The organism is Acinetobacter sp. ANC 3903 (genome assembly GCF_002135315.1).
Lineage (GTDB): Bacteria > Pseudomonadota > Gammaproteobacteria > Pseudomonadales > Moraxellaceae > Acinetobacter.
In genome coordinates this window covers 54992-71920 of record NZ_NEGA01000014.1, presented here as the reverse complement: position 1 = coordinate 71920, position 16929 = coordinate 54992, and the positions used below count along the sequence as shown (strand labels likewise).

Annotated in this window: 16 protein-coding genes and 2 pseudogenes; 12 read left to right on the top strand and 6 right to left on the bottom strand. The window is 41.1% G+C overall.

Annotated features, from left to right (window positions below):
* Window positions 1-59: 59 nt before the first annotated feature.
* From B9T29_RS11840 to B9T29_RS11820, 5 genes are all read left to right on the top strand, one after another.
* Window positions 60-416, top strand: coding sequence for a roadblock/LC7 domain-containing protein (locus B9T29_RS11840; protein WP_086176151.1), 357 nt, complete (start codon window positions 60-62; stop codon window positions 414-416).
* Between the two features lie 109 nt (window positions 417-525).
* Window positions 526-1485 (top strand): hypothetical protein, encoded by a 960-nt coding sequence (locus tag B9T29_RS11835; protein ID WP_086176117.1) that lies wholly within the window; start codon window positions 526-528, stop codon window positions 1483-1485.
* A 46-nt stretch (window positions 1486-1531) separates the two neighbouring features.
* Window positions 1532-1888: a hypothetical protein gene (locus tag B9T29_RS11830; protein ID WP_086176116.1), complete on the top strand. Its 357-nt coding sequence runs from the start codon at window positions 1532-1534 to the stop codon at window positions 1886-1888.
* 264 nt (window positions 1889-2152) lie between these two features.
* The gene (locus B9T29_RS11825) at window positions 2153-2569 is read left to right on the top strand and encodes a hypothetical protein (protein ID WP_086176150.1); all 417 of its coding nucleotides are present in this window, start codon (window positions 2153-2155) and stop codon (window positions 2567-2569) included.
* Window positions 2566-4200, top strand: a complete 1635-nt coding sequence (locus B9T29_RS11820; RefSeq protein WP_086176115.1) for a SulP family inorganic anion transporter — start codon at window positions 2566-2568, stop codon at window positions 4198-4200. Before B9T29_RS11825 ends, B9T29_RS11820 begins: the two co-directional genes overlap by 4 nt.
* Window positions 4201-4424: 224 nt before the next feature.
* Here B9T29_RS11820 and B9T29_RS11815 read toward each other — a convergent pair whose 3' ends face one another.
* Together B9T29_RS11815 and ppk1 are read right to left on the bottom strand one after the other, a co-directional pair.
* Window positions 4425-4652 (bottom strand): hypothetical protein, encoded by a 228-nt coding sequence (locus tag B9T29_RS11815; protein ID WP_086176114.1) that lies wholly within the window; start codon window positions 4650-4652, stop codon window positions 4425-4427.
* Window positions 4653-4769: 117 nt separating this feature from the next.
* Window positions 4770-6848, bottom strand: a complete 2079-nt coding sequence (gene ppk1, locus B9T29_RS11810) for a polyphosphate kinase 1 (protein ID WP_086176113.1) — start codon at window positions 6846-6848, stop codon at window positions 4770-4772.
* Window positions 6849-7266: 418 nt separating this feature from the next.
* Here ppk1 and B9T29_RS11805 point away from each other — a divergent pair, with 418 nt between their 5' ends.
* The 5 genes from B9T29_RS11805 (at window position 7267) to B9T29_RS11785 (ending at window position 13953) form a co-directional block, all read left to right on the top strand.
* Window positions 7267-8013, top strand: a complete 747-nt coding sequence (locus B9T29_RS11805) for a beta-ketoacyl-ACP reductase (RefSeq protein ID WP_086176112.1) — start codon at window positions 7267-7269, stop codon at window positions 8011-8013.
* An 87-nt stretch (window positions 8014-8100) separates the two neighbouring features.
* Window positions 8101-8445 (top strand): phasin family protein, encoded by a 345-nt coding sequence (locus B9T29_RS11800; RefSeq protein ID WP_086176111.1) that lies wholly within the window; start codon window positions 8101-8103, stop codon window positions 8443-8445.
* 119 nt (window positions 8446-8564) lie between these two features.
* Window positions 8565-10334 (top strand): class I poly(R)-hydroxyalkanoic acid synthase, encoded by a 1770-nt coding sequence (phaC, locus tag B9T29_RS11795; RefSeq protein WP_086176149.1) that lies wholly within the window; start codon window positions 8565-8567, stop codon window positions 10332-10334.
* A gap of 83 nt (window positions 10335-10417) precedes the next feature.
* A complete protein-coding gene (locus B9T29_RS11790; RefSeq protein WP_086176110.1) occupies window positions 10418-11596 on the top strand; it encodes an acetyl-CoA C-acetyltransferase in 1179 nt (392 codons plus the stop codon).
* A 455-nt stretch (window positions 11597-12051) separates the two neighbouring features.
* On the top strand, window positions 12052-13953 hold the full coding sequence (locus B9T29_RS11785; protein WP_086176109.1) for a bifunctional metallophosphatase/5'-nucleotidase: 1902 nt from the start codon (window positions 12052-12054) through the stop codon (window positions 13951-13953).
* Window positions 13954-14333: 380 nt separating this feature from the next.
* Here B9T29_RS11785 and B9T29_RS16855 read toward each other — a convergent pair whose 3' ends face one another.
* Complete coding sequence (locus tag B9T29_RS16855) at window positions 14334-14987, bottom strand: hypothetical protein (protein WP_416202491.1); 654 nt, start codon at window positions 14985-14987, stop codon at window positions 14334-14336.
* 31 nt (window positions 14988-15018) lie between these two features.
* A pseudogene (locus B9T29_RS16850) lies at window positions 15019-15165 on the bottom strand (hypothetical protein); the annotation flags it as partial.
* Window positions 15166-15553: 388 nt separating this feature from the next.
* Between B9T29_RS16850 and B9T29_RS11775 the strand changes: the two are divergent.
* A complete protein-coding gene (locus tag B9T29_RS11775) occupies window positions 15554-15805 on the top strand; it encodes a TIGR03643 family protein (RefSeq protein ID WP_409976742.1) in 252 nt (83 codons plus the stop codon).
* On the opposite strand, the gene B9T29_RS11770 is transcribed toward B9T29_RS11775, so the two are convergent.
* On the bottom strand, window positions 15802-15930 hold the full coding sequence (locus tag B9T29_RS11770; RefSeq protein ID WP_086176107.1) for a DUF2256 domain-containing protein: 129 nt from the start codon (window positions 15928-15930) through the stop codon (window positions 15802-15804). The two genes, B9T29_RS11775 and B9T29_RS11770, sit on opposite strands and share 4 nt — an antisense overlap.
* Window positions 15931-16122: 192 nt before the next feature.
* Between B9T29_RS11770 and B9T29_RS11765 the strand changes: the two genes are divergently transcribed.
* Window positions 16123-16749 carry a hypothetical protein gene (locus tag B9T29_RS11765; protein ID WP_143223889.1) on the top strand — a complete coding sequence of 209 codons (627 nt, stop codon included), beginning with the start codon at window positions 16123-16125 and terminating at the stop codon, window positions 16747-16749.
* Window positions 16750-16793: 44 nt separating this feature from the next.
* On the opposite strand, the pseudogene B9T29_RS11760 reads toward B9T29_RS11765, so the two are convergent.
* A pseudogene (locus B9T29_RS11760) lies at window positions 16794-16925 on the bottom strand (transcriptional regulator); the annotation flags it as partial.
* Window positions 16926-16929: the final 4 nt, after the last annotated feature.

Below are 16929 nucleotides of genomic sequence, written 5' to 3'. Positions count from 1 at the left end.
AAGTGAATATCAATCCTCTTTCGCGCCAGATTCCTCAATCATTGATTGAAACTGGTCGTATGCAAATTCATGAACTATTAAATAACGTGAGCGGCCTCGATTTTGTCATGCTGTGTTCTTCTGACGGTTTTCAATTGGCTTTGGCTAGTAAAAAAAAGCTGGAAAATACGGGGAAAATTGCGGCGGTCAGTAGCTCAATCTTAGCGATGATATCTGCCTTCATTTCAGAAATCAACTTGATCGGCTGTAAGACGCTTTCACTCGATGCAGAGAATGGTCATGTCGTGTTAACGGGGGTAGAACATGCCCACTATCCAATGCTGATTGTAGCAGTAGGCTCATCTGATGTTCTGATGGGACAAATGCGCTATGAAGTCAAGAAAACCTCAAAATTTTTAGCCAAAATAAATGCATAGATGATTACCTCCATGAAAACACGTGATTGATTAATTTCATGTAATTCACTGTATTTAAATGAATTTAAATTATCTATTGTAGTCACACCTGACTTAATACGGTTAGAAAATGAAAACATTTTTGAATATTGCTGTGTTCGGGGTGAGCCTGAATGTACTTGACCAGCTTAAAAGTCAAATATTGTTATCTGTTCCTCGTGAAGTACAGGTACGCTGGGTCAATATCGCTGAAAAAAATATTGACCTGCTGATGGTGAATGATGCCTTTTTTGCATCATCCAGCATTCAAAAAATTCTCTCACAGATTCATGTACAGTACCTGCGTCTGATCAAAATGCCTGAACAACAGGGCATGATTGTCGATGACACCTTATCTTATCCTGTAACCCAGTTAGATCATTTACGTGAGTGGTTACAAGAAAAATTCTTTGATTACGAACCGGATGATCATCTTCATCTGCCCGATACAACTGTAGAAAAATCTGTTGATATCTCGACCGTATTTGATCAATGCCTATTAGCCCGAAACGGTTTTATCCAGTTATTCGATTATCAAGGGTTCTTGGCTCTAGCCGATACCATGACTGAGCGCGTCTGGGTCAATTCTGATCATCCAGTGACTGGTTTTGACAAAAGTCTGAATCAAACCTATGCCACGAATCAGTTTGTGCAAGAGATGCTGAAGAATACACAAGCTCAGGATTTACGTAGCTGGTTGTGGCAGAAGGCCTATTGTTCTACCAACATCGAACTTCCAGAGGTTCATGTCAATCAATATTTTAAATTGCAGATCTGGCCAAAGTTTGAGCCCGGGTATGAACGTCGAAATCTACTAAAAATTGCGACATGTTTTTCTCAGGGCACTCAGATTCAAACTGCAATCAATCAATTAAACATTCCCAAACAACAAATCATCCGTTTTGTTGCACTCACCGATATGCTCAAAATGGGTTCATGGATTGACTTTCATGAAGCGCAATTCATGAGAAGCGATGAATCAACTGATCAAGGTCAGATGATTAAAGTGCGCAGTTTTTTTATGAAACTGCGTAAAAAATTAGGTCTTTAAATCAATATTTTTCCGGGGAAACCCTTAATTTAAGGTAGAAATTAATATGGCTCGTATCATTTTAGACAGTTTAACTGCGATGGATGGCTTTATTGCAGCAGCATTGGTAGATAGTGAAAGTGGTTTAGCTTTAGCCGTTCAAGGAACCGGCATAGATTTAGAACTTGCTGCAGCAGGCAATACCGAAGTCATACGCGCGAAACGTAAAATAGCCAGAGCACTTCAATTAAATGATGATATTGAAGATATTTTAATTACTTTAGGCAAGCAATATCACCTGATTCGCCCACTTGAAAGCAATGAAAATTTATTTCTTTATCTTGTTTTAGATCGTTCTAAATCAAATTTAGCCATGGCTCGTTTTGAACTAAAAGCATTTGAAAAAGAACTGGACTTTTCTTAATACTAGATTCAAATCAAATTTATCTAAGCATCTCTGTCTGAGATGCTTATTATCATATGATGGCTTTCATTTAATTTAAAAAAAGACTTTGTTTAGAACGCATGAGATAAAAATAACCGTGTTCAACTTTTGCTGTGCCGATTATCATGCCTGGTTTTTATGGGTAATCAAGTCCTAATTAAAACCTCTTTTTTTACAGACTTTTATTTGAATGATTTGTTATGCTGTCAGATGATTTATAGGCATTGTAAGAAAGCTGAAACCATGGATAGTAATAATAAAAAACCCAAACATTCAATTGTATGGCGCGATCAGCCAGAATCGCATGATTATCCTGCTGCGAGTTCTTATTTATGTTTATTGTTGCCTCCTTCACAGGTTGAAAAACTGCTGAGCCAGTTACAAGTCGAAACCATCACTCAGTTTAAAGCCAAAGATATTTTTCGTGCAGCACAGCTTCCGCTGCTTGATGAGCACAATTTTCATGTGGTACGTGATTTGAGCAAAATTGAGCAGAGCAAAGCACTTTCACCTTTGTTGCTGGTCCGTGATTTAGGAAAGCGTCATTTAATTATCGCCGATGGCTATCACCGACTCTGTGCGGTGTATCTGCATGATGAAGATGCTCTCATTCCTTGCCAGATTATTTCATTGACTGTACAAGATTTGGCAAATGTATGACCGTTGCTAAAAAATTCCCGATTTTTGATGTGATCGCAGGTTTATCTATCGCAGGTTTGCTGCTGCCTGAAGCAGTCGCTTATTCCAATATGGTGGGGTTGCCACCGCAAAGTGGTTTGGTGGCACTGGTGCTGGGTTTAGTGTTTTATGGTCTGATCGGGAATAGCCGTTTTGCGATTGTTTCTGCGACCTCATCTTCTGCCGCAGTCATGAGTTCAAGTCTGGCAACCATAGTGATGTTTTCTTCGCCTGAACGCGCAGGTCTGGCCTATGCGCTGGTATTTCTGTCAGGCATTTTACTGGTGATCGCAGGGTTATTTAAGCTTGGAGATGTGACCCATTTTATTGCAAAACCTGTGCTGAAGGGTTTTTCCTTTGGCCTGGCACTCAGCATTGTGCTGAAACAACTTCCTTTAGTATTACAGGTACATCCTGAGCATAGTGATTTTTTCCGTCAGTTGTGGGACATGCTACAAGCCTATTCGAACTGGAACTGGCATGCTTTGATCATGGGACTGTGTACCTTTTTCACTTTGCAATTAACCCAGCGCTATAGAACTATTCCAGTGGCCTTGTTGCTGATTATTTTAGGCATTAGTTTCAATGTGATGGGATATACTCAGGCCTGGGGAATCCGTTCTGTTGGGCATTTTGAGTTGGTTTTACCGAGTGTTCACTTACCCCATTTGGATATGAATAGCTGGTTGCAACTGGTAGAACTTTCACTGGCAGTTGCACTGATTATTTATGCCGAATCTTATACTTCAATTCGTACCTCGGCCCTAAAATACCATGATGCAATCCAGCCAAATCGTGACCTGATTGCATTGGGCGTGAGCAATATCTGCTCAGGACTGTTTAAGGGAATGGCGGTTGGTGCAGGCTATTCGGCGACTTCAGCCAATGAGTCTGCAGGAGCAAGAAGCAAAAAATCGGCCTGGGTGGCAGCGCTGGCCGTAGTGATTTTTCTGCTGTTTTTTCGCCAGTATATTGCCAATATTCCTGAACCCGTTTTGGCAAGTATTGTGATGTATGCGGTCAGTGGGCATATCCGTTTTGCACCATTTAAACAGTATTTTATCTGGCATAAAGATCGCTTGCTGGCGATTGTTGCAATTTGGGCAGTGATTATTTTTGGTGTGCTCAATGGGTTACTGATCGCGGTGCTGGTGAGCATTTTAATGTTATTGAAAAGCTACTCTGTTCCTCGAATTGCCTGGCTTGGACGTCTCAATGGCGGGCATGATTTTGTTGATATCAACCGTTTTCCTGAAGCTGTAGCACCTGATGCTATTTTAATTGCACGACCTGATCATCCCCTGTTTTTTGCCAATGCAGAAAAAATCTGTCATGCGATTCTAAAGAAGGTTTCTGGGCAAAATTATCAGCATGTGATTTTAAATCTTGAAGAATGTCCAAGCCTGGATAGTACCAGTATCGAAGCATTGTTATTGCTGGCTGAGCATTTGCAAGAGGAGGGGATTGAGCTGAAATTGGCACGCGTACGCCGTTCAGTCGCAGAAACTTTATTGTATGTAAATAGTCCTTTATTCCCCCGCTCTAGTTATGATGCACAAAGTGTCGATGATGCCGTGAGCCAGTTAGAAAATCGTGCTTCGACAGCAACTTGAGCGCAGGGAGTACACCACTCATACGATACAACTCTGTAAGAAAGCGCATCTATACCTGATCATTCAGCTAAAATCAGCACACATGTGGTATTTGAAGTATGTACTTGCTCAAAGCCGATCCTGACAGTGTTCTATTTTAATAGGATCTGTCAGGTTATATCTGACAATTGATCTAGAGCAATTACATAAAATAATTTACAAGTTTATTAAAGATTTTGTACTTCTTACTTTATTTTAAAATGATGTTTCTCAGGAATAAGTTTGATTTTTATTTTTTTATAAAGTCGCTCTTCGGCATTTTCTGCTGATTTGGTCACTTTATCTGCAAATTTCTGATCAGACATAAGCATGGCATACGTTTTATAGCCTATTTCAAGAGCTTGTGTTTTATTGCCTGCTTGTTCAAACTGTTCAATCAATTTGTTGATCTTTTTAACACTAATATCATTCATGTAGTTGACTCATTCCCTCTTGAGTTTTACTTTAGGATTGGATTGTTACAATCTGGTTAAAATAAATTTAAATCATTGCAAGTGATTGTCATTTATACAATAACTTGCAAATTATCGTTAAAAAATCTGATTCATTAATTGTTGCTGGGCAATGTAGAGTGCCTGTCCATTATCAGGCTGACATTGTATCCAGGTTCCATCGGCTTGTAATTCCCATGCACGCCGATTATCTTTGAGATAATTATTCAATCCTTCTTCAAGAATTTGTTTGCGAATTTTTTTATTCTCGATCGGGAAACAGGTTTCGATGCGAGAAAACAAATTACGTCCCATCCAATCCGCACTGGCGCAATACAGTTTGCTGTCACCATCATTATAAAAATAATACACTCTGGTATGTTCCAAATAACGTCCGACGATTGAACGTACACGAATATTGTCGGAGAGCCCTGCAACTTGGGGTCGTAAGCAACAAATTGAACGAACGATTAAATCGATCTGTACACCCGCTTGTGATGCTTGATAAAGTTCATGAATCAGTTGAGGTTCAGTTAATGCATTTACCTTAATAATAATTTGCGCTTTTTTTCCTGCTTTACTATTTTTAATTTCCTGCTGTATGAGTTCAAGCAATTGTGAATGCAGGGTAAATGGCGCGTGAAAAAGTTTTTCCAGTTTTATGGTTTTTCCCATACCGGTTAATTCTTGAAAGATTTTATGTACATCTTCACAAATATCAGCATCACTGGTGAGTAAGCCATAATCGGTATAGATTTTGGCATTGGTCGCATGATAGTTGCCTGTGCCTAAATGGACATAACGTTTAATTTTGTCTATTTCACGACGCACAATCAGGATCATTTTGGCGTGGGTTTTATAGCCGACAATCCCATATACAACAACCGCGCCAGCTTCTTGTAATAGATTGGCAACTTCGATATTTGACTCTTCATCAAAGCGTGCACGCAATTCAATTACGGCAGTAACTTCCTTGCCATTCCGTGCCGCTTCAGCAAGGACCTGCACGATTTCAGAGTCTACACCGCTGCGATAAAGGGTTTGTTTTATGGCCAATACATGTGGATCACGGGCTGCCTCTTTCAGCAACTTAATGACCGGAGCAAAAGAGTGAAAAGGGTGGTGTAATAAAACGTCTTCGGTTTTTAATACATCAAAGATGGATTTTTTGCCATACAACACTTTCGGTAATTTTTGTACATAGGGAGGAAAACGTAACTCTGGTAAATTAAAGTTCGATATAAAGCGTGCCAGGTTAACAGGGCCATTCACCAGATAGAGCTGGTCTTGATCAAGATCAAATTGTTCAAGTAAATAATCAGTAATTGTTTCAGGACAAGCTTTATTCACTTCAAGTCTGACAGCACGACCAAACCGCCGGGATGAGAGTTCCCCCTTTAAAGCAATTGCTAAATCTTCTACATCCTCTGATACGGTGAGGTCGGCATTTCGCGTTACCCGGAATTGATAACACCCCGTGGTGGTCACCCCTGGAAATAATTCATGAATATGTTGCTGAATGATCGCGGAAAGTAAAATGTAATGCTCAGCCTCACCAGAAACATGTGTGGGCAATTTAACTAATCTTGGCAATGATCGAGGTGCAGGAACAATTGCTAAATCAATTTTTCGTCCAAAGGCATCGTTGCCTTCCAAAGTGACAATAAAGTTTAAGCTTTTATTGGCTAAACGAGGAAAAGGGTGTGCGGGGTCTAAACTGATGGGGGTTACAACAGGTTGAACTTCATGATGAAAATAATCTTTAATCCATGCTTTATGTTTTTGAAGGATATCACCATGCTGAATAAAATTGACTCCATTACCTTGCAGTTGCGGCAAGATATTATAATTCAGAATTTTATATTGTTCCTCGACTGCCTCATGTGCAAGCTTAGAAATCGTCGTCAGTATTTCTGAGATGAATAAATTATCTGGACTGGTCTTACTATGGCTTGACAGCTCAAATTGCTGTATCAAACTCGCGACACGTACTTCAAAAAATTCATCTAAATTTCGCGAAAAAATAATTAAAAAATTTAGACGCTCGAGTAAAGGGTATTCAGTATCTTTAGCCTGAGCCAATACTCGTTTATGAAACTCAAGTAAGGAAAGATCTCTATTAATATAAGTTTTTAAAGTATGTATGGAAGAATTTGAAGGCATATTCAAAGCAGTCATTTATGGCTCTATAGCGAGATAACAAGGTTCAAATCAATTGAATAAACATTCCTAAAACCTTTAGATGAGACCAATTGATTTTCAGTAAATTAAAAAGAAAATTAATGTATTAATAAAAGGTTAGAATGGAATTCTATGCAATTCAATATTCTGCGGATATTAAATTACAGATTTGTGAAATTGCATCTTATTTATCATTTAAGTGTATGTTATTTATACTTTTTAGTGGTTTTATTGCACTATTTATTTTGTTTTTCTTTTTGCGGTTACTCAAACATATCGTTAGTTACATTTGCTTATAAAAAAATCAGTCGCCTGTAATCGAGCTTTAACATAGAAAAGGTTAATTTAAGTCCAGATTCTCAGGAATCTTTGTGGATCCACGCAACCATTTTTTCGATTTGCTAAAGGTAAAGATATGTCCGAAAGAAAAGTCGCATTTGTGACAGGAGCACTAGGTGGTATTGGTAGTGAGATTTGTCGTCAGCTGGTGAAGGCTAATTATAAAGTTATTGCAACGGTGGTCCCACGTGAGGAAGACCGGGAAAAGCAGTGGCTAAAAAATGAGGGTTTCCAACAGGAAGACGTTCGTTTTGTCTTAACGGATTTAACCAATCATGCTGATGCAACGACCGCGATCCAGAATGCGATAAAGGCTGAAGGTCGCGTAGATGTGTTGGTGAATAATGCCGGCATCACGCGCGATGCAACATTTAAGAAAATGTCATTCGAACAATGGTCACAGGTACTCGATACCAATTTAAAGACGCTATTTACCGTGACCCATCCAGTCTTTAATAAAATGCTGGAGCAAAAGCAGGGACGGATTGTCAATATTAGTTCGGTCAATGGTCTGAAAGGACAGTTTGGTCAAGCTAATTATTCAGCCGCAAAAGCGGGCATGATCGGTTTTGCCAAGGCCTTGGCCCAGGAAGGTGCACGTTCCAATGTTTGCGTGAATGTCGTGGCACCGGGCTATACTGCGACACCGATGGTTACTGCCATGCGGGAAGAGGTCGTAAAAAGTATTGAAGACCAGATTCCTTTGCAGCGTCTTGCTCAGCCTGAAGAAATTGCAGCGGCAGTCATGTATCTAGTCGGTGAGTATGGCACCTATATTACTGGTGAAACCTTATCGATCAATGGCGGTTTATACATGCAATAAGTCCTGTGCTCACTGAGCCAGTTTTTTCATTTATTTTTTAAACAATAACTAAATTTTAAGTACTATAAATCAATGGAGTAATACAACATGCTATACGGTGATATCTTTTCAAACATGAATGCTCAGTACAAAAATATGTTTGAACCTTATGCAAAATTTAACAGTCTGGTGGCGAAAAACTTTGCGGATCTGACCAATTTACAACTCAATGCTGCACGTCATTATGCCGATATTACATTGTCGCAAGTATTTGCCAACAGTGAAGTCAAAGACATGCAAAGTATGATCAATTGTGGCATGAAGCAAGTAGAAACCATGACCAAACTTAGCCAGCAAATGATTGACGATGGCCAAAAACTGGCAAGCTTGGCAACTGAATTTAAAGCCGAGTTTGACAAGTTAGTTAGCGAATCGATGCCGAACAATAAATAACGGTTAGCAACCTTAATGAAGATTGAAGACTAGCGAGCGGGGAAGTGGAGATCACTTCCCCGCTTTCTATCCCATTCCTGATCGAAAGTGAGGAATGACCCAGTATGCGGAGTGGTGCAATGCAGCAGAATCTTTTTCAGTTTAATCAGAACGTCCAGCGTTTTTTCGATGTACATGAAGAAATCTGGAAGAAAGTACAAGAATTTCACTATGGCGATAATCCACTCAATGATGCATTGAGTAAAGTCAACAGTGAAGATATGAACCTGTTCTTTCAGGCACTAACCAAAAATCCGGCACGCTTGATCGAGATGCAGAGCAAATGGTGGATCGGTCAGATGCAGATTTACCAAAATATCATGCTGCGCAGTGTCAACAAGGATATCCAACCGCTAGTGAAACCTGAGCAGGGTGATCGCCGGTTCAAAGATTCACTTTGGCAAGAACCAAATTATGATCTCTTGACCCAGTCCTATTTGCATTTCAGTCAATTGGTGCAAGAAATGCTCGACGAAGTTGAAGGTATCCCGGATAAAGTCCGTCACCGTATCCACTTTTTCACCCGCCAAATGGTGAATGCCTTTTCACCCGGCAATTTTTTGTGGACCAATCCGGAAGTGATTCATCAGACGGTACAGGAACACGGGCAAAATCTGGTGCGTGGCATGGAAATTTTCCATGACGATATCATGAACAGCAGTAAATATCTGTCCGTACGCATGGTCGATAATGACTCGTTCCGTTTGGGAAAAGATCTGGCCTATACGCCGGGTGCGGTGGTCTTTGAAAATCCGGTTTTTCAATTGTTACAGTATGAAGCGGCAACTGAAACTGCATATCAGACGCCTATTCTGCTCATCCCGCCTTTTATAAACAAATATTATATTCTGGATTTGCGTGAGCAGAATTCTTTTGTGAACTGGTTACGTCAGCAAGGGCACACGGTATTTTTAATGTCCTGGCGTAATCCGGGGGCTGAACAAAAGGACATGCGCTTTGATGACCTGATTACCTCCGGTACGGTTGAGGCGATACGTGTCATTGAGGAAATGACCGGAGAAAAAGAGGTCAATGCAATTGGCTATTGTATGGGTGGAGCGGTGCTTGCTGCGACGCAGGCGTACTATGTGGCGAAACGCCTGAAAAATCACGTCAAGAGTGCAACCTATCTGGCAACACTGTTGGACTTTGACAACCCAGGCAGTTTGGGTGCCTTTATTAATGAGCCGGTCATTCAAGCTATTGAAACTTTGAATCAACAGGTGGGCTATTTTGATGGCCGTATGTTGGCGGTGACATTTAGTCTGTTACGTGAAAATACCCTGTACTGGAACTATTACATTGAAAATTACCTGAAGGGCAATCATCCATCCGACTTTGATATTTTGTACTGGAATAGTGATGGCACCAACATTGCCGCACATGTGCACAATTTTCTGGTGCGAAATCTGTATTTGAATAATGAACTGATTCAGCCGAATAAGATCAAGGTCAATGGTGTAGGTTTAAACTTGTCGAAAGTAAAAACACCGAACTTTTTTATCTCGACCCAGGAAGATCATATTGCACTGTGGGATGCGTGCTTTAAAGGTTCTACCTATCTGGGTGGGGAAACCACACTGGTACTCGGTGAATCTGGACATGTGGCAGGAATCGTCAATCCGCCAAACCGTAACAAATATGGCTGTTATACCAATAATACCCCCTATGAAAACCCGAAACAGTGGCTGGCAGATGCCCAGTTCCATCCAGAATCCTGGTGGTTACGCTGGCAGGAATGGATCGCACCTTATACCGGCGATCAGGTTCCAGCGCGTACGATAGGTAGTGCAACTTATCCTGCCAAGGAAGCAGCACCAGGTAGTTATGTACAGGTCAGTTTATTTTAGTATTTAGGCATTCTCACTGCCGGCCAATCGTATGGGGGCAGGAGTATTAAGCAATAAGTAAGTTAAAAAAACAGGAAATTAAAATGAAAGAAGTTGTGATTGTTGCTGCAAAACGTACTGCGATTGGAAGTTTTTTGGGTGGCCTGGCCAGTGTCAGTGCACCGCAGTTAGGAAAGGTGGTGATTGGTGCGGTATTAGACGCTGCCGGAGTGAAGCCAGAACAGGTAGATCAGGTCATTATGGGGAATGTATTGACTGCAGGTGTGGGACAGAATCCGGCACGACAGGCGGCAATTGCTGCGGGTATTCCTGTTTCAGTACCCGCTTCAACCTTGAATGTGGTATGTGGTTCGGGACTGCGCGCTGTTCATTTGGCAGCACAGGCCATTGCCACTGGTGAAGCCGATATTGTCGTGGCAGGTGGTCAGGAGTCGATGTCACAAAGTGCCCATATTATCCATATGCGTAACGGACAGAAGATGGGTAATGCGCAATTGGTGGATAGCATGGTCTATGATGGTCTGACCGATGTGTATAACCAGTATCACATGGGAATGACCGCTGAAAATATTGTGGAAAAACTGTCGATTAGCCGTGAAGATCAGGATGCTTTGGCACTCTCGTCTCAGCAGCATGCAGTCAAAGCACAGGTAGAAGGGAAATTTGATGCGGAAATTGTGCCGGTTCAAGTGCCACAACGTAAAGGTGATCCGTTAGTTTTTGACCGTGATGAATATATCAAGGCCGAAACGAATGAACAGAGTCTCGCCAAGCTGCGCCCAGCCTTTAAAAAGGATGGGACAGTGACTGCAGGTAATGCATCGGGGATTAATGATGGTGCAGCAGCCGTATTGGTGATGAGTGCCGATAAAGCAGCAGAGCTCGGTTTACAGCCACTAGCGAAAATTAAAGCCTATAGCATGTCTGGTATTGAGCCTGAAGTGATGGGACTCGGTCCAGTAAATGCTGTGAGAAAGACGCTAGAAAAAGCAAGCTGGTCTTTGGACGAGGTTGATCTGGTTGAAGCCAATGAAGCCTTTGCCGCACAAGCTTTAGGGGTGGCGAAAGAACTGGGCCTGAATATGGACAAGGTCAATGTCAACGGTGGAGCCATTGCCTTAGGCCATCCGATTGGAGCTTCAGGTTGTCGAATTCTGGTCACGCTGTTACATGAAATGCAACGCGGTGACAAGAAAAAAGGACTAGCGACCTTATGTATTGGTGGTGGAATGGGCGTTGCATTAGCAGTTGAGCGGCCTTAAACATTATTTCTGATTACGAGAAGCTTTGTTGCATAAAGATTTCAAACCTACATGTCCCTAACTGATTTTGAACTGGGTGCTGTATGTGGGTCACTTTTTGGCAACAGGAATCGCGGCTAAAGCTTTATGATCATGGACTAAGTCCCCACTTAAAAATAAGTGGGGACTTCCATCAGGCTAATTGGATGGATTGGTAAGGAATTGAGTTGATTGAATAAAGTATCAATTTAAAAACTGAAGACATACAGCGGATGGGTGCATTGCTGAGCACATCCAAACAATCTTAAATGATAGGTGGCGATAATAGCTCTATGCTAGGATCTTTAGAATTTTTGTGTTGATTTAATCGATAAGGAGAAATATAAAATTTCTCCTTATTTTATTCTGGGGAAAATAGCTAAATTCATGAATTTTAAACAATAGTCCCACATGATAGGTGATTAAATTATAGTCAAATGGGGATGGCCGTGGCCTTTAAAAACAGAAGCATTCAATATTCAGGTATCACATGTAGTTTATTGGTTTCCAGTATATTTTTAGTTGGGTGTAATAATAGTAAAGACAATACGAATATAACACCGATCATTCAATCACAACCGCTGGAAGTCAATGTATTGCATATTAACGACAGCCATTCACATTTGGATGAAGAAAGTACCAAATTACTGCTGGAAACCTCTGCAGGTAATCGCGAGTCAATCCAGGTTTCAAATGGGGGTTTTGCACGAGTTGCGGCATTGATGAATAGCCTCGCCAGCACGGAGAAAAACCCGATAAAAATTCATTCAGGGGATGCGATTACTGGCGATCTGTACTTTACTTTAAAAGAAGGTGAAGCAGAAGCAGATCTCATGAATACGGTATGTTTCGATACATTAACGCTAGGCAATCATGAATTTGATAATACCGATGCAGGCTTAAAAAAATTTATTGGTTTCCTGAATAATAAAGGTCGCTGTAAAAATAAAACACAAGTTTTAAGTGCCAATGTCGAGTTTGGAAAAACCTCTGCACTCTATCAAACTGATCTGGTGAAACCCTATACCATTATGGACAAAGAAGGACAGAAAATTGCATTCATCGGTTTAACAATTGCCGATAAAACCAAAAATGCCTCTCGTCCCAATGCAGATACCATTTTTAAAGATGAATTAACCACTGCACAAAACTATATTGATCAGCTCAAACAGCAAGGCATTAATAAAATTATTGTACAGTCTCATTTAGGCTACGGCATGGATAAAGCACTGGCTGCACAATTGTCTGGTGTTGACGTTATTGTGGGCGGTGATTCGCATACCCTGCTGGCCGATGCCAAGCTGAAAAACTATGGTCTCAGCCCGGAAGGGGACTACCCAACGACCCTAAAAAATAAAGAGGGTGATCCGGTTTGTGTGGTACAAGCCTGGCAATATGCCTATATGGTTGGCCAGTTAAAAGTAAATTTTGATGCCAACGGAAAAGTTGAGGCATGTACCGGCAAAGCCAATGTATTGATTGGAGATGATTTTAAGCGCAGCGCTAAAGATGCTCCAGCCTTGAGTGCTACTGAATTGGATGCGATTAAAAAAGATATTGAAAGCAGTCATAGCTTGCGTATCGTTCAGCCTGATGCTGCCGCTTTAGATATCCTTGAGCCTTATAAAGTGGCTAAAAATTTATTGGGTAAAGAAATCGTTGCTACTGCCCAGGAAAATCTATGCCTGCGTCGTGTACCAGGAACGACAAAAGATATCTCACATTCCAGTTTAGGAGATATCTGTAATAAATCAGATTTTACCAATCAGCATGGTGGAGATGTGCAGCAACTTGTGGCTGAAGCATTTTTACAACAAGGCAAAAAGTATTTTAATGCCGATATTTCGATCCAAAATGGCGGGGGTGTCAGGGTAGATCTCCCCCAAGGTGATATTTCTGTAGAGAAAATTTATACGGTATTGCCATTTAAAAACACATTAGTGCAGTTGAAAGCGACTGGGCTAGAAATTAAAAATGTACTTGAAGATGCAATGGATGCTGTCGTAAATAATAATACTGGCAGTTATCCATATGCGGGTGGACTGCAGTGGGATGTGGATTTATCCAAAACCAAAGGTCAACGTATATCCAACTTAAAAGTTCGTAATGCACAAGGACTCTATGAAGCTTTAAATCCAGACCAGACCTATCAAGTGATTACCATTAATTTTCTGGCAGATGGTCAGGATTTTTATAGCAGTTTTAAAAATATCACCGGCGAACGTCGTGTAGAGGTAGGACTGGATTATGCTGAAGCCTTCTTGAATTATGCAAAAAATGAAAAAGTGCTGAAACGTTTAGCTGTTGAGCAATACAGTACCCAGACCTATAAAGAATAAGCTGATTTTATTGGTCCGAGTCAGCCGGTCTATGACTGACTCGGGGCATGCAAATAAAGTACTGTACCTGGTTGAAGCCAGGTGTAAAATCTTACACAGAGCTCCGGCAGCTTATGAGTAAAGCTTCGATCTTGTAAAAAGCCCAGAATATCAGGCAAAAGAGATCTAGCTGATCGGCATTATGCAGCTCAAACGGATTGGGCAGAAAAGTGCTTCTCGATACCGGCAATATAAAGTCTGGGAACTGTTAAAAGCAGAGGGCGGCTCTCGATGTTAACGTTCGGCCAGCACCTTGGATAATCTTTTGGTATCGGCGATTAATCGGTCCAGCCAGCGTTTTGCCGCCAGCAGTTTTAAGCTTCTGGCTACACTCAACCGGTTCAAGGTGGCATATGCATCACTTCCTCACGTAAGGCTGCACGATGCTCATCACTCCACTGTTTGAGATTGGCCAGTTCCTGCTTGAAATTTTCAATCTTTTCAGAATTTTCTAAAAAATCCGGACGGCTGACATAATGCTCTAGAATATTTAAAAAATCTAAAGCCACTTGATAAATCTGTGGTTGGGTCCGAATAGCCCGTGCATAGGGAACACCTTCCAAATCACTACGCAGAACCCGAATATAAACCATCATGTGTAATAAAGAGGTCAAGCGCTGTTTATCTTGTTGATAGTCTGGCACCACAGCAGCTAAAGTCGCCATAATCGCGGCACTGAAAAACTGCAGCAACACCGTCATGATCAGTCCGATCCAGACCAGAAACAGCTTCTGCCCAAATGAATGATAGTGAAAAATAGACAAATCGACTTGTTGAGCAAGACCTGACATCGAAAACTGTAATTGCTCAATTCCAAAGAAAATCAGGCCAAAACCTGCAAGCACAAAACCGAATAATGCCAACCGACCACGCGTTAACAATTTGAGCAACGCGCCTACAGCAATCATGGGTAAGGCAAAAGTGGCGATAGAAAACTTCACCCCCAGCAAAGCCACCATCCAACCAGGTACTGCTTGTTCCGATATTGGCGCCAATAATCACTCCAATCGCTTGGGTAAAACTCAATACTCCAGCTCCGACAAAACCGATAGTCGCAAGTGTGGTGGCTGTAGAGGACTGGACAATCAAGGTCAGACCAATACCAGAACATAGTGATTTCAACGGTGTTCCGGTAAATTTGGTCAACCATATCCTTAAGGTTTCACCAGCCATCTCTTTAGGCTGTCGGTCATTCAAATCATGCCAATCAAGAATAAACCCATCCCGCCACAGAGCTGAGCAATAATTTCGAGCACAATTTCCCCAAGGTGTTTTTAGCATCAGCATACCGTCTGATAGAGGGGATATCATTAACAACAACCCGGAGCATAGGCTTTGGTAGTAGGTACTTAGAGCACATCTTGACCTCACCAGCCGTACAGGACTAAAAGAAAATAGAATCCCTAAAAAATCACAAAATATTCATCTCCAGTTTTTTACGATTAGGATGAATTTGGCCAGTTTCATCGGACCAAGACACGCAGAGAGATAAATTTAAATCTTATCTCTCAAATTTTATTTAAAGAATGAAAACAATCAGGGGCCTGTGGTGCGTCGAGTAATTGAATATGTGGGAGCGGACCTATCGCGGATTATTGAAATGGCTTGGGAAGACCGAACCCCATTTGAAGCCATTCAACGTGAATTTGGTTTGAATGAAGCTGCGGTGATCCGCTTGATGCGGCAAAATATGAAACCCAGTAGCTTTAAAATGTGGCGTGAACGTGTGACCGGTCGAAAAACCAAGCATCTGCAGCTGCGTTCACCCGATGTGATACGGGCCTATTGTTCACGGCAATACAAGCGTTTCTAAGCGTTTGATTTTGACCGCCGTCTGGGCTCACGTTTACATCGTTCAGAACAGTATCGTACTTCCTCCCAGCAGCGTTGCCATTTTTTGCGCCAAGTAAAAGGGCGCAAGCAGTGGATAGTTTTAATTCGGTTTCATATTTCTGATATCTCATAAAGAAAATTCTAAACTTTTAATGCCAATATTTCGTGTTCATCTAGTGATTCCACAATATTAACCCTAAGATAATCAAGCCCTGCTGAGGAAAATTGGTATAGTGGTTTAAAGCTATCATTAGACATATGATCATGTTACTAATAATTCCTCTAATACTGGTATTGATGTCATCTGTTGCATATGCAGAATCTCCCCAAAAACTGCCACCATCCGTTCAATCTCAAGGGACTCCAATAAGTCCGGTCAAAAATTTAAGTTCTATGATCCTGGGGTTTGTGGCATTGCCTGTAGTTGTTGGGTACTATGGTTATAAAATCGTATTCCCAGATCGTCTGGGCATTAATTTGGATAAAACTGACTCGTATCTTGGTGAGGATAAAAATAAGAATAATGTTCGGGATGATGTGGAGCACTATATCAATCAGACATTTATTCAACCGGAAATGAAAGCTTTTGCTATGAATCATTATGCTCTCAATACTCAGCTTTATTCAGCGCAGAGCTATGATCAGGAAAAGGTCATGTTTTCCGAGATCCTGAACTGTCATATTCGCTACAAGGAAAAGTATCCTACTGAATCTGAAAAACTAACCAAGTTCATGAACGCTTCAGACCATATTTTCTTCAACACTCACTACCGCAAGAAAATTAACGAGAAATATAAGGTCGGCATGCGTACAGGCTCAACATTCTCGCTGGACACAGATGGCCACATTGATTGTGGAAAATACGCAAAATTTCCTGCTTCAGGTCTCAAAAAGAGCTATCCTATAGCCAATTTTGTTAAATAACCATTTTCGTATGGGCTGTGGAAATAATCTTCCCATTTTCAATGTTAAACATTGAAACCTATGTGTTTTTCTGTCGGAAACTCAACATCAATACGAAGCTTTCCACCCATCGCTTCAACATATTTTTTGATGCTTGAAATCTTCAAATCATTATCACGATTCTCAATTGCTGAAACTATA